The sequence below is a fragment of the Enterobacter cloacae complex sp. 2022EL-00981 genome (genome assembly GCF_028737495.1).
Lineage (GTDB): Bacteria > Pseudomonadota > Gammaproteobacteria > Enterobacterales > Enterobacteriaceae > Enterobacter > Enterobacter cloacae.
Map to the genome: position 1 here is coordinate 101260 of NZ_JAQZRK010000009.1, position 13285 is coordinate 114544.

The following is a 13285-nucleotide window of genomic DNA, read 5'->3' on the forward strand; positions in this document are numbered from 1 at the left end:
GTTGCGTGCAGCGAAAATCTGTACGCGAAGGACACACTATTCCCTTCAAGACAAACGGAGCGGCAGGTGTTTTAGTCATGCCCGGATGCCTCGATTTCTTTATGTCGATGGTAATTTATCCCCTGTTTTTTTAGGCGGTTAGCCCCAAATTGTCTGGCTCTTCCCCTGGCGTTAGCCAAATAACCCACTTTTTGTTCCCTTATTCACCCGATTAAAACCCCTGCAGAATCGGATAATCATGCCGATAACTCAACTAACGCAGGGCTGTTTATCGTGAATTCACTCTATACCGCTGAAGGTGTAATGGATAAACACTCGCTGTGGCAGCGTTATGTCCCGCTGGTGCGTCACGAAGCATTGCGCCTCCAGGTGCGTTTGCCGGCGAGCGTGGAACTGGACGATCTGCTACAGGCGGGCGGTATCGGGTTATTGAATGCAGTTGACCGATACGACGCTCTGCAAGGAACGGCATTTACCACTTACGCAGTTCAGCGTATTCGTGGTGCGATGCTGGACGAGCTGCGCAGCCGGGACTGGGTGCCGCGCAGTGTTCGCCGCAACGCGCGCGAAGTGGCGCATGCGATGGGGCAGCTGGAACAGGAACTGGGACGCAACGCGACGGAAACGGAAGTGGCGGAACGGCTTGGTATTCCTGTTGAAGAGTATCGTCAGATGTTGCTCGATACCAATAATAGCCAACTCTTCTCTTATGACGAGTGGCGCGAAGAGCATGGCGATAGCATCGAGCTGGTGACGGATGAGCATCAGCAAGAAAACCCGTTACACCATTTAATGGAAGGTAATTTACGCCAGCGCGTGATGGAAGCCATTGAAGCTTTGCCAGAGCGCGAACAGCTGGTGTTAACCCTCTATTATCAGGAAGAGCTTAATCTCAAAGAGATTGGCGCTGTTCTGGAAGTGGGAGAGTCGCGGGTAAGCCAGCTGCACAGCCAGGCCATCAAACGCTTACGAACCAAGCTGGGTAAGTTATAGGTGATTGATTCACCTGAAAAATGCCGCACAACGTATTGACAACCAGGAGTTATCATGACGGTGCAGCAATCTAAAAGACGGCCTTTAAGCCGCTACCTGAAAGACTTTAAACACAGCCAGACGCATTGCGCCCACTGTAACAAGTTACTCGATCGTATCACGCTGGTTCGTCGTGGCGAAATCGTCAATAAAATTGCGATTTCTCGTCTCGACACGTTGATGGACGAAGCCGCGTGGCTCGAAGAGCAGAAAGAGTGGGTGGCGCTTTGCCGTTTCTGTGGCGATCTCCACTGCAAAGAGCAAAGCGACTTCTTCGATATTATCGGTTTCAAACAGTTCCTGTTTGAACAGACCGAGATGAGTCACGGGACCGTTCGCGAATACGTGGTTCGCCTGCGTCGCCTGGGACAGCATCTCACCGTGAATAATATTTCCCGCGATCTGCTCAAGACCGGCTATCTGGATGAAAACCTGGAGCCGTGGCTGCCTGCGACCAGTACTAATAACTACCGTATTGCGCTGCGCAAGTACGCACAATATAAGGTCCAAATGCCGGCGGCGGTAAAGCAGAAAGCCCACGCCGGGACAACTTCTGATATATATTAAAAAAGAATAAAATGTAGCGCAGTCGCCTTTGACCTTGCAGGCGATTTCTCTACACTACACAAAAATTCCACTATATCGGGGTACTTATGAAATTAGCACTTCTGGGTCGTCAGGCGCTGATGGGCGTTATGGCCGTTGCGCTGGTCGCGGGAATGAGCGTGAAAACCTTCGCCGCAGAGAACCTGCTTAACAAAGTGAAAGAGCGCGGTACGCTGTTGGTCGGGCTGGAAGGAACCTATCCTCCGTTCAGCTTCCAGGGTGATGACGGTAAACTGACCGGTTTCGAAGTGGAATTTGCAGAGGAACTGGCGAAACACCTTGGCGTGAAAGCGTCCCTGAAACCGACCAAATGGGACGGTATGCTGGCGTCGCTGGATTCCAAACGTATTGATGTGGTGATTAACCAGGTGACCATTTCTGACGAGCGTAAGAAGAAGTATGACTTCTCCACGCCGTACACCGTGTCCGGTATCCAGGCGCTGGTGAAGAAAGGTAACGAAGGCTCAATCAAAACGGCCGCGGATCTGAAAGGTAAAAAAGTCGGTGTCGGTCTGGGAACCAACTACGAAGAGTGGCTGCGCCAGAACGTTCAGGGTGTGGATATCCGCACCTATGATGATGACCCGACAAAATACCAGGATCTCCGCGTTGGCCGTATCGATGCCATCCTCGTTGACCGTCTGGCGGCGCTGGATCTGGTGAAGAAAACCAACAACACCCTGGCGGTCGCCGGTGATGCGTTCTCTCGTCAGGAATCCGGGGTTGCTGTCCGTAAAGGTAACGAAGACCTGGTCAAGGCGATCGACTCCGCCATTGCGGATATGCAAAAAGACGGCAGCCTGAAAGCGCTTTCTGAGAAGTGGTTTGGGGCAGACGTCACCAAATAAGTCTTTGACGTTAAAAAAAGGCGCTTTTAAAAGCGCCTTTTTTATTTCTTACGCGTCTGCGTGCATAATGAAAAATATCACATTTTGTCTGAGTTACCGGAGAACCCATGTCACTACAGAATTTAACGCGCTTTCCCCGCCTGGAGTTTATCGGCGCGCCGACGCCGCTGGAGTATCTGCCGCGATTTTCTGACTATTTAGGACGCGATATTTTTATTAAGCGTGATGACGTGACGCCAATGGCGATGGGGGGCAATAAGCTGCGCAAACTGGAGTTTCTGGCGGCTGACGCGCTGCGTGAAGGGGCGGATACGCTCGTCACCGCAGGGGCGATTCAGTCCAACCACGTTCGCCAGACGGCGGCGGTGGCGGCAAAACTTGGGCTGCACTGCGTGGCGTTGCTGGAAAACCCAATCGGTACACGGGCAGAGAACTACCTGACCAACGGCAACCGTTTGCTGCTAGATCTCTTTAACGTGCAGGTTGAAATGGTCGATGCGTTGACCGACCCGACCGCACAGCTCGATGAGTTGGCCACACGCCTTGAAGCACAGGGCTTTCGTCCGTATGTCATTCCGGTGGGCGGCTCGAATGCGCTGGGTGCGATGGGGTATGTGGAAAGCGCGCTGGAGATTGCTCAGCAGTGCGAAGGGGCGGTGAGCCTATCGTCAGTGGTGGTTGCCTCTGGCAGTGCGGGCACGCACGCTGGGCTGGCCGTCGGGCTGGAGCACCTGCTGCCGGACGTTGAGCTGATTGGTGTGACGGTATCGCGCAGCGTTGCGGATCAGAAACCCAAAGTGGTGAGCTTGCAGCAGGCGGTGGCAGAGCAGCTGGAGCTGAAGGCAAAGGCCGATATTCTGCTGTGGGACGACTATTTTGCGCCGGGTTACGGCACGCCGAACGAAGAGGGAATGGAAGCGGTTAAACTGCTGGCGCGCCTTGAGGGCATACTGCTGGATCCGGTCTATACGGGCAAAGCGATGGCCGGGCTTATTGATGGCATTGCGCAGAAACGCTTTAAGGATGAAGGCCCGATTTTATTTGTGCACACCGGCGGCGCGCCCGCGCTGTTTGCCTATCATCCTCATGTCTAAAAATCAGGTCGAAAAATAATAATGCAAGAAAGTATTCAACTGGTTATCGATTCGCTGCCGTTCCTGCTGAAAGGCGCGGTGTTCACCTTACAGCTCAGTATTGGTGGCATGTTCTTCGGCCTGGTACTCGGGTTTGTGCTGGCCTTAATGCGTATGTCGCCCGTCTGGCCGGTACGCTGGCTGGCTCGCTTTTATATCTCTGTGTTTCGCGGTACGCCGCTTATCGCGCAGCTCTTTATGATCTACTACGGTTTACCGCAGTTCGGGATTGAACTGGACCCGATCCCGGCGGCGATGATTGGTCTGTCGCTTAATACGGCGGCGTATACCTCGGAAACCCTGCGTGCGGCAATTTCGTCGATTGATAAAGGGCAGTGGGAAGCCGCGGCCAGTATCGGTATGACACCGTGGCAAACCTTGCGCCGGGCCATTCTGCCGCAGGCGGCGCGGGTGGCGTTGCCACCGCTCAGCAACAGCTTTATCAGCCTGGTGAAAGACACCTCGCTGGCGGCGACGATTCAGGTGCCGGAGCTGTTCCGTCAGGCGCAGCTTATAACCTCGCGCACGCTTGAAGTGTTTACCATGTATCTTGCTGCCTCGCTGATCTACTGGGTGATGGCAACGGTGCTGTCTGCCCTGCAAAACTATTTTGAAAACCAGCTTAACCGCCAGGAGCGTGATCCAAAATGAGTGCTATCGACGTTAAAAACCTGGTGAAGAAATTCCACGGGCAAACGGTGCTCCACGGGATCGATCTGGAGGTGGAGCAGGGTGAAGTGGTGGCGATTATCGGCCCGAGCGGCTCAGGAAAAACCACGCTGCTGCGCAGCATTAACCTGCTTGAACAGCCGGAGGGAGGCACCATTCGGGTTGGGGAGATCACCATTGATACCGGTAAATCCATCAGCCAGCAAAAAGGCCTGATCCGCCAGCTGCGCCAGCACGTGGGGTTTGTTTTCCAGAGCTTCAATCTGTTCCCGCACCGGACGGTGCTGGAGAACATTATTGAAGGTCCGGTGATTGTGAAAGGTGAACCAAAAGAGGAAGCCACGGCACGCGCGCGTGAACTGCTTGCCAAAGTGGGGCTGGCAGGGAAAGAGACCAGCTATCCGCGTCGTCTTTCGGGCGGGCAACAGCAACGTGTGGCGATAGCCCGCGCGCTGGCAATGCGCCCGGATGTGATCCTCTTTGACGAACCCACTTCTGCGCTTGATCCTGAGCTGGTGGGCGAGGTGCTTAACACTATTCGTCAGCTGGCACAGGAAAAACGCACCATGGTCATTGTGACTCACGAAATGAGCTTTGCCCGTGACGTCGCCGACCGGGCTATTTTCATGGATCAAGGACGGATTGTGGAGCAGGGGCCGGCAAAAAGTTTATTTGCCAACCCGCAGCAGCCGCGAACCCGTCAATTCCTTGAAAAATTCCTTATGCAGTAGCATTTTTGCACGCATTTGCTCCAGATTTTTCTTCTGGAGCAAATTATTCTCTCGCGGTTTCGTCTGCCATGTTTTTTTATTCCGCTCAGTACAGATAAACCTTATCAAAACTAAAGTTAATTGTGCTATTGCCGATATTTTGTGGTTAGAAATAAGTTTTATGTGTTAGGTTATATTCACCTTAATAATGAATATCATTTCAGAGGCTTCATTTAGTAAGTATGAAGGATTCAGACTTTTTCACCTGGCGACGGGATTGCTTCCTCCGGTTTCAGGCACTGACCAGTGCCAGTGAGGTATATCAGGAACTACAGCGACAAACTCAGGCGCTCGAATTTGATTATTACGCACTCTGTGTACGCCATCCTGTGCCATTTACGCGCCCCAGGATATCTGTACACGCCACGTATCCACAACGGTGGATGGCGCAATATCAGTCAGAGAATTATTTCGCCATTGATCCGGTGCTCAAACCGGAGAATTTCATTCAGGGCCATTTACCCTGGACGGATGAATTATTCGCGGACGCTGAGGCATTATGGAATGGCGCACGCGACCATGGCTTGCGTAAGGGAATAACACAGTGCCTGATGCTGCCAAATCACGCGCTCGGTTTCCTGTCCGTTTCGTGTACCAACGTTCAGGCGGGCGCGGTCACCAGCGAAGAATTAGAGCTGCGGTTGCAGATGCTGCTGCAAATGGCGTTAACCAGCCTGCTGCGTTTTGAAGATGAGATGGTGATGCCACCCGAAATGAAATTCAGCAAACGTGAGCGGGAAATTCTGAAATGGACTGCGGAAGGGAAGACATCAGCGGAAATAGCGATCATTCTCTCTATCTCGGAGAATACCGTTAACTTCCATCAGAAGAATATGCAGAAGAAATTCAACGCGCCAAACAAGACGCAGATTGCGTGTTACGCGGCGGCGACAGGGTTAATCTGAGCAGAGAGAACGTTCTGCGTGCCAGACGAGATAACGGCTGAATGCAACACATTCAGCCGTTTTTTTTACTGACGGTAGGCTTGTTTAATTTGCTTAACGGTATTGGCAAATACCGCTGACTCAGCCTGGTTTTCCATCTGCGCGATTTGCTTTTCCATTTTAATGATCACACGTCCGGCGTCAGCCTGACCCATTGCCTGTAACATCAGCGTCAGCAGGGCTTTCAGGCAGTTGACTTCCTGGGCCAGTTCCTGGCTATTCTCCGCAGTTGCAAATTCAGGTGTGCTCATTTATTTTCCTCGTTATAAAACAGCGCTCGCGCGCGATGATGCAAGTCAAGGCGGCGGAGTATACCACAAGCTGTTCCAAAAAATGCAGCGGTTGTTTTTCATACTTTTCCGCAGGGTGTTTATTTGCATAAACACCGCGTGCCAGTAAACTGTACAGGGTCGAAGATTATTAATTGTTTATGGCCGGTTCGCTTGCCGTTAATTATTGTTACAAAAATTTGAGAACTGTTTTTTTGACCGTGACGGGGCAGCGATTTTTGTAACTTTTTGAATACAGATGCTTAAAAAAAGCCGTACAAGCGCTCACCGCGCGGGCTTTCTTTCCAGCATCTGTACAGGCTAATTTCCAAAAACGCGAGCGAAATCGAATAGCCGGTTTTTTAACGTTTTAATCTTGTGAGGAAAAACGTTAATATAAAGCCAATTATCACTCAGTAGCGTTATCCCTATTCTGGAGACATTCCCTTTGATCAACGTCCTTCTTGTTGATGACCACGAACTGGTGCGCGCAGGGATACGACGCATTCTTGAAGATATAAAAGGTATTAAAGTTGCCGGTGAGGCGTGCTGTGGCGAAGATGCCGTTAAATGGTGCCGCACCAATTCAGCCGATGTGGTGCTGATGGATATGAACATGCCCGGTATCGGTGGGCTTGAAGCAACACGCAAAATCGCGCGTACCTTTGTTGACACAAAAGTCATCATGCTGACCGTACATACCGAAAACCCGCTTCCTGCGAAGGTGATGCAGGCAGGGGCGGCAGGTTACCTCAGTAAAGGCGCCGCGCCGCAGGAAGTGGTGAACGCGATTCGTTCCGTCTTTGCCGGCCAGCGTTACATTGCTTCCGACATTGCGCAACAAATGGCGCTGAGCCAGATTGAGCCGGAGAAAACCGAATCTCCGTTTGCCAGTTTGTCTGAGCGTGAATTGCAGATTATGCTGATGATCACCAAAGGCCAGAAGGTAAATGAGATCTCGGAGCAACTGAATCTCAGCCCGAAAACGGTGAACAGCTATCGTTATCGGATGTTCAGTAAACTGAACATCCACGGTGATGTTGAACTGACTCATCTTGCCATCCGTCATGGTCTGTGTAATGCGGAGACGTTATTAAGTCAGTGAGTGATGTATTTGATTCAAAAGCATTTCTGAAAACCGTGACCAGCCAGCCTGGCGTTTATCGCATGTATGACGCTGGCGGTACGGTTATCTACGTGGGGAAGGCGAAAGATCTCAAGAAACGCCTCTCCAGCTATTTTCGCAGCAACCTTGCCTCCCGTAAGACTGAAGCGCTGGTCGCGCTCATCCAGAATATTGATGTCACCGTCACCCATACGGAGACAGAAGCACTCCTGCTCGAGCACAACTATATTAAGCTCTATCAGCCGCGCTATAACGTTCTGCTGCGGGATGACAAATCCTACCCGTTTATTTTTCTGAGCGGCGATACCCATCCCCGGCTCGCGATGCACCGTGGTGCGAAACATGCGAAGGGTGAATACTTTGGGCCGTTTCCTAACGGCTATGCCGTGCGTGAGACGCTGGCGCTGCTGCAAAAAATCTTTCCTGTTCGTCAGTGCGAAAACAGTGTCTACCGTAACCGCTCGCGTCCGTGCCTGCAGTACCAGATTGGCCGCTGTCTGGGGCCCTGCGTCGCCGGGCTGGTGAGTGAAGAAGAGTACGCGCAGCAGGTTGAGTACGTGCGCCTGTTTTTAGCCGGTAAAGACGATCAGGTCCTGACCCAACTGATTGCCCGTATGGAGAAAGCCAGCGCCGCGCTGGAGTTTGAAGAGGCCGCGCGCATACGTGACCAGATTCAGGCGGTGCGCCGGGTGACGGAGAAACAGTTTGTTTCGAACACCGGTGACGATCTCGACGTGATCGGCGTTGCCTTTGATGCCGGTCTGGCCTGTGTGCATGTGCTGTTTATTCGTCAGGGCAAAGTGCTCGGCAGCCGCAGCTATTTCCCGAAAGTGCCAGGCGGTACGGAGCTGGGTGAAGTGGTTGAAACGTTTGTCGGCCAGTTTTATCTGCAGGGGAGCCAGATGCGCACGCTGCCGTCGGAGATCCTGCTTGATTTTAATCTTGCCGATAAAACCCTGCTGGCCGATTCTTTATCCGAGCTGGCGGGACGCCGGGTGAATGTCCAGACCAAACCGCGCGGCGACCGTGCGCGTTATCTGAAGCTGGCGCGTACCAATGCCGCGACAGCGCTCAGCACCAAACTTTCCCAGCAGTCGACGGTGAGCCAGCGTTTAACGGCTCTGGCGACGCTTCTGAAATTGCCGGAAGTGAAACGCATGGAGTGTTTCGACATCAGCCATACCATGGGGGAGCAGACCGTTGCTTCCTGCGTGGTGTTCGATGCGAACGGTCCGCTGCGTGCTGAGTATCGTCGCTACAACATCACCGGCATCACCCCGGGGGATGACTATGCGGCAATGAATCAGGTGCTGCGTCGTCGCTATGGTAAAGCCATTGAAGAGAGCAAGATCCCGGATGTGATCCTGATTGACGGCGGGAAAGGGCAACTCGGCCAGGCGAAGGCGGTCTTTGAATCCCTTGACGTCAGCTGGGATAAAAACCATCCCCTGCTGTTGGGGGTGGCAAAAGGGGCCGATCGTAAAGCCGGGCTGGAGACGCTATTCTTCGAGCCGGAAGGTGAGGGCTTTAGCCTGCCGCCGGATTCCCCGGCGCTGCATGTTATTCAGCATATTCGCGATGAGTCACACGATCATGCCATCAGCGGTCACCGTAAAAAACGGGCGAAGGTGAAAAACACCAGCACGCTGGAGACCATTGAAGGCGTTGGGCCAAAACGTCGCCAGATGCTGCTGAAGTATATGGGCGGATTGCAAGGATTACTCAACGCCAGCATGGAGGAAATTGCAAAAGTGCCGGGTATTTCGCAAGGGCTGGCAGAAAAGATCTACTACTCGTTGAAACATTGAGGGCTCTGTAGCAACATAGAGCTAAATTTTACTGACAACAAATAGTTACCGTCATCATGCAATATAACATCCCTACGTTGCTCACTCTCTTTCGCGTCGTGCTTATCCCGTTCTTTGTACTCGCGTTTTATCTGCCGTTTGTCTGGGCTCCTTTTGCCTGTGCGCTGATTTTCCTGGTTGCCGCGGTCACCGACTGGTTTGATGGCTATCTGGCGCGCCGCTGGAACCAAAGCACCCGTTTTGGTGCTTTCCTCGATCCGGTGGCCGATAAAGTGATGGTGGCTATTGCCATGGTGCTGGTGGCTGAACATTACCACACCTGGTGGGTGACACTGCCAGCCGCCACCATGATTGGACGCGAGATCATCATCTCTGCACTGCGTGAATGGATGGCTGAACTGGGTAAACGCAGCAGCGTGGCGGTATCCTGGATCGGTAAAGTGAAAACCACCGCGCAAATGGCGGCGCTGGTCTGGATGCTGTGGCGTCCGAACGCCTGGGTAGAGTGGGCGGGAATCGGCCTGCTGTGGGTTGCCGCGGTGCTGACCCTGTGGTCAATGCTGCAATATTTGAACGCGGCGCGCGGAGATTTGCTTGAACAGTGATCGTTTCGCCGTAATTTTCAGCAAACGATCCGGGGATGCAAAAAATAACGTTGACTCATCACGTCATATCAGTAGAATGCAACGCATCGAACGGCGGCACAGTTAGCCGGACGATAATGAAATCAAGTGGTTAGCAGTTAACTTGATGACATGCGGGAATAGCTCAGTTGGTAGAGCACGACCTTGCCAAGGTCGGGGTCGCGAGTTCGAGTCTCGTTTCCCGCTCCAGATTAAAGACATGCGCAATAGCGGGTGTCAGTTTAAAAAAGTTTAACGGCGCGTTAGCAAAGCGGTTATGTAGCGGATTGCAAATCCGTCTAGTCCGGTTCGACTCCGGAACGCGCCTCCACTTTCTTCCCGAGCCCGGATGGTGGAATCGGTAGACACAAGGGATTTAAAATCCCTCGGCGTTCGCGCTGTGTGGGTTCAAGTCCCACTCCGGGTACCATGGGAAACATCAGAATAATCAAAGCAATAAGCAGTGTCGTGAAACCACCTCCGGGTGGTTTTTTTGTGCCTGAAATTCATGTCCTGTGCATATCCTGTGCTCACGGGGTGCGATGAGCTGCAATCTTCAGCCTGGCAATGCCGAATCGAACGTGTCGCCTCCAGCATAGAGAACCAGGCCGCTTTGCCTGTTTTCCGGTACGCTTCCGGGAAGGGGGCCCGCTGAGCAAGCTGTAATGCTCTAGCCACCCTGAGTACAAAGTTGCTTAATTCGTGCAATCACCTCATCTCTGTACTTCTGGTGTCCGCGCATAGCCCGTGGATGGGCAATTCTGAAACAGATTGCATTACCTGTTTTGAACTCCCATAGCTTCCCCGGAATGACTGAAGAAGTCTCATAGCCGCCCAGCTCAGTAAGCACCTGTTTTATGATGTAGTCTGTTCTCCGGGCTCCAGATGCAAAGATGATGAAATCAGGCTCAAGGTGTTTAATTTGTACCGCCAGTAGCTTCAGCGAGGCTAATATGACTTCCTGCAATTCATTTTGAGGGCGATTGAGAGGGGTCAGTCCGTCGTAATCCCACGCCAGTAGATTGGCATACACGATAGCCTGAGGAGGAATATTAAGCTCCCGGGCCAGCCTGAAATGATATTGCGTGAAGCGGCTACGTGATTTGAGGTTGGTGGTGCCATCATTTTGTACCGGAAGATGTTTCCTGTAACGATCTACAGCCTCTTCAACCACCTGCCCGATGGTGACGTCAGGCATAAGTCCCAACACCCGTGATATCGTATTCTTACCATTCAGCGTATTCCAGCCAGCGGTTTCACGTCCAACCAGCATGATTTTTACCGGTGAATGCCAGTATTCTTCAAACGGCACGGGTAAAAAGACGCCTGAGTATTTATCTTCATTCAGGTTAAATGACTGGGCGTCAACTTCCTGTAATATCCGTTTGTACGCGTCTAATAGCCTTTCCATTCTTCAATCCTGCCCCGTAATAAAAACACCTTCAGATATATATTATTTTCATGATATCAATCAGATATATGAGGATAAATATGCAAAAATCCTTCCGATTCACCAATTCATCCATCAAAGCCCTTCCGGCAAACACAGATACCCGATCTACAGAGCTTGAGGTATCTGATACCGAGGTCATTGGCCTCAAATGCCTCTCAGGTCGAACGGGTAACAAACGTTTCCTCCTGCGCTACACATTCCACGGTACCAAAAAAAGTATCAGTATTGGCAGATTCCCTGAAATTGATGTGGGGACAGCCCGTCAGATAGCTCGTCGTCACAAGGAGGCGATTGCACTGGGAAATGACCCTAAGGCAGAACGCGATAATTATCGTGCTATGCCAACGCTTAGTGAGTTTTTTCACCAGACCTATGTTCCGTTCATCAAGCGCCATAAAAAGTCCTGGGATAAGGATGTTCAGCGTTTCACGCAATACATTGAACCTCGTCTGGGGAAGATACGTTACTGCGACCTTCGGGCCCGGGAAATCCAGCAGGTGCTTTTCGACATGCTTGAGGGTCGTATTCACGGCCAGCAGTATGCACCGTCAACCTGTAACAGGGCACTGGCTATTCTGAAAACTATGGGGCGTTATGCGCTACGACAGGATGTCCTGGAGAAGAATGAAGCCGATAAGATCCCTTTGCTGAAGGAGAATAATCAGCGGACGCGCTTTTTTGACGCCGATGAGATCAGAAGGATCCTCGACGCTGCGGCACGATATCCCAATAAGGCTGCCGGGGGACTAATAGCCATGCTGTTGTTAACCGGTACCCGCAAATCAGAAATGCTTAACGTCATGCACAAACATATTGATCGGGATAACAGGTCGTTATTCATTCCTTATACTAAGAATGGTCGCAGCAGAACTGTGTATCTCAGTGATGTTGCATTATCTATTATTGATTCGATCCCACGGGCTGGCAGCAACCCCTATCTGTTTGCCGTAAAAGATAATGGAAAACCAATATCAGAACCCCGGTGGGCCTATGAAAAAATACTGGCAGAGTGCGGGATAGATAAAAGTGAAGTCTGTTTCCACACTACGCGCCATTCCGTCGCATCATTACTTGTCTCCAGCGGACAGTACAGTCTGTATGACGTTAAAGCCCAGCTGGCGCATGCCAGTATTCAGAGTACGGAGCGCTACGCAAAACTGACACCAGAGCGAATGCGTCAGACCGGGCAGGGTGTTACCGACCTTCTTTTACCCCCCGTAGCTACCAGTGTAGAACAGTGATTTTTGCGTCTCTTAAACGTGGAGAATGATTATGCCGTTAAAGTGCCCTAAGTGCGGTAGTCGGAATACAGTCACAGAAACTGCCGGAAATATAGCAAAGGTGACTCGCGATGACCGGTTTCTGACATCGACATCCGGTTATATTAGCCCGGAGCAATTACCAGAATTGCTTAAAGAAATCATCAGGGCGATACAGCGTCTATTTGGATTCCTTAAACAGCGTGAAAGAAATAATGCGCCAGTGCTTATCTGCAAGGATTGTGGATATTATGAAAGAATATAGATGACCACTGAAGGCAATTCCAGATTCTTTACCCTGTCTATGTAACCCCGATACTTAAAACGTATCGGGTTTTTTGTTTATGAGGATTATTCAATGAAATTTATCTCGAACTGGCAAGACCTGCCGTCGCTCCTTCTTCCCGATTCAGTTATGACTGTCCTGAGAAAAGAACTGATACTTCCATTTGATGATGAACTTTCCGCAATGAATTTTTGGGGCGAGGTGGGTGTAACATTAATGTACATTGAACCCGGTGATGTTCCCGAAGATATTAAACGACACGTACTGGATGTAATTCATCATTTAATTGCAAACCCTGAGTTCGTGGTCCATCTGACAGATGAATATTACTTGATGCTATCAATTACAGAAGATAATGGAAATGGTATTTATCTGCTATTTCATCCGGAATGCCCTTTGAAGGGGATTGACACATTAATGTCTATGGCGGAATCCCGTCTGTAAATCAGATTAAAATCA

General features: G+C 51.2%; 15 protein-coding genes and 3 tRNA genes. 15 read left to right on the top strand and 3 right to left on the bottom strand.

The window, feature by feature from the left end; genetic code table 11:
• The first annotated feature begins 273 nt into the window (after window positions 1-273).
• The 7 genes from PUZ33_RS10635 (at window position 274) to sdiA (ending at window position 5963) form a co-directional block, all read left to right on the top strand.
• Window positions 274-993, top strand: coding sequence for an RNA polymerase sigma factor FliA (locus tag PUZ33_RS10635; protein WP_013096018.1), 720 nt, complete (start codon window positions 274-276; stop codon window positions 991-993).
• A 54-nt stretch (window positions 994-1047) separates the two neighbouring features.
• Window positions 1048-1599, top strand: coding sequence for a flagella biosynthesis regulatory protein FliZ (gene fliZ / locus PUZ33_RS10640; RefSeq protein WP_013096019.1), 552 nt, complete (start codon window positions 1048-1050; stop codon window positions 1597-1599).
• Between the two features lie 86 nt (window positions 1600-1685).
• On the top strand, window positions 1686-2486 hold the full coding sequence (gene tcyJ, locus PUZ33_RS10645) for a cystine ABC transporter substrate-binding protein (protein WP_013096020.1): 801 nt from the start codon (window positions 1686-1688) through the stop codon (window positions 2484-2486).
• A 107-nt stretch (window positions 2487-2593) separates the two neighbouring features.
• Complete coding sequence (gene dcyD, locus PUZ33_RS10650) at window positions 2594-3580, top strand: D-cysteine desulfhydrase (RefSeq protein WP_045903203.1); 987 nt, start codon at window positions 2594-2596, stop codon at window positions 3578-3580.
• A 21-nt stretch (window positions 3581-3601) separates the two neighbouring features.
• A complete protein-coding gene (gene tcyL / locus PUZ33_RS10655) occupies window positions 3602-4270 on the top strand; it encodes a cystine ABC transporter permease (RefSeq protein ID WP_013096022.1) in 669 nt (222 codons plus the stop codon).
• Entirely contained in the window at window positions 4267-5019 is a 753-nt protein-coding gene (gene tcyN, locus PUZ33_RS10660; protein WP_013096023.1) for an L-cystine ABC transporter ATP-binding protein TcyN, read from the top strand. Before tcyL ends, tcyN begins: the two co-directional genes overlap by 4 nt.
• Window positions 5020-5240: 221 nt before the next feature.
• Complete coding sequence (sdiA, locus tag PUZ33_RS10665) at window positions 5241-5963, top strand: transcriptional regulator SdiA (RefSeq protein WP_045903201.1); 723 nt, start codon at window positions 5241-5243, stop codon at window positions 5961-5963.
• 65 nt (window positions 5964-6028) lie between these two features.
• Here sdiA and PUZ33_RS10670 read toward each other — a convergent pair whose 3' ends face one another.
• Both PUZ33_RS10670 and PUZ33_RS25215 read right to left on the bottom strand, forming a co-directional pair.
• Window positions 6029-6253 carry a DUF2594 family protein gene (locus PUZ33_RS10670; RefSeq protein ID WP_013096025.1) on the bottom strand — a complete coding sequence of 75 codons (225 nt, stop codon included), beginning with the start codon at window positions 6251-6253 and terminating at the stop codon, window positions 6029-6031.
• Window positions 6240-6320 carry a hypothetical protein gene (locus PUZ33_RS25215; protein ID WP_418250438.1) on the bottom strand — a complete coding sequence of 27 codons (81 nt, stop codon included), beginning with the start codon at window positions 6318-6320 and terminating at the stop codon, window positions 6240-6242. Before PUZ33_RS25215 ends, PUZ33_RS10670 begins: the two co-directional genes overlap by 14 nt.
• A gap of 399 nt (window positions 6321-6719) precedes the next feature.
• Here PUZ33_RS25215 and uvrY point away from each other — a divergent pair, with 399 nt between their 5' ends.
• The 6 genes from uvrY (at window position 6720) to PUZ33_RS10700 (ending at window position 10258) form a co-directional block, all read left to right on the top strand.
• Complete coding sequence (gene uvrY, locus PUZ33_RS10675) at window positions 6720-7376, top strand: UvrY/SirA/GacA family response regulator transcription factor (protein WP_013096026.1); 657 nt, start codon at window positions 6720-6722, stop codon at window positions 7374-7376.
• Complete coding sequence (uvrC, locus tag PUZ33_RS10680) at window positions 7373-9205, top strand: excinuclease ABC subunit UvrC (protein WP_013096027.1); 1833 nt, start codon at window positions 7373-7375, stop codon at window positions 9203-9205. The genes uvrY and uvrC overlap by 4 nt, the downstream gene beginning before the upstream one ends.
• Before the next feature lie 56 nt (window positions 9206-9261).
• A complete protein-coding gene (pgsA, locus tag PUZ33_RS10685) occupies window positions 9262-9810 on the top strand; it encodes a CDP-diacylglycerol--glycerol-3-phosphate 3-phosphatidyltransferase (protein ID WP_013096028.1) in 549 nt (182 codons plus the stop codon).
• Window positions 9811-9962: 152 nt separating this feature from the next.
• Window positions 9963-10038: transfer RNA gene (locus PUZ33_RS10690), tRNA-Gly, on the top strand.
• A gap of 47 nt (window positions 10039-10085) precedes the next feature.
• Window positions 10086-10159: transfer RNA gene (locus PUZ33_RS10695), tRNA-Cys, on the top strand.
• A gap of 12 nt (window positions 10160-10171) precedes the next feature.
• A tRNA-Leu gene (locus PUZ33_RS10700) sits at window positions 10172-10258 on the top strand.
• A 240-nt stretch (window positions 10259-10498) separates the two neighbouring features.
• Here the strand turns inward: PUZ33_RS10700 and PUZ33_RS10705 are convergent.
• Window positions 10499-11239, bottom strand: a complete 741-nt coding sequence (locus tag PUZ33_RS10705) for a hypothetical protein (protein ID WP_001721490.1) — start codon at window positions 11237-11239, stop codon at window positions 10499-10501.
• Between the two features lie 80 nt (window positions 11240-11319).
• Here PUZ33_RS10705 and PUZ33_RS10710 point away from each other — a divergent pair, with 80 nt between their 5' ends.
• Together PUZ33_RS10710 and PUZ33_RS10715 are read left to right on the top strand one after the other, a co-directional pair.
• Window positions 11320-12522, top strand: coding sequence for a site-specific integrase (locus tag PUZ33_RS10710; RefSeq protein WP_252107684.1), 1203 nt, complete (start codon window positions 11320-11322; stop codon window positions 12520-12522).
• A 376-nt stretch (window positions 12523-12898) separates the two neighbouring features.
• Window positions 12899-13270, top strand: a complete 372-nt coding sequence (locus PUZ33_RS10715) for a hypothetical protein (RefSeq protein ID WP_227524228.1) — start codon at window positions 12899-12901, stop codon at window positions 13268-13270.
• Window positions 13271-13285: the final 15 nt, after the last annotated feature.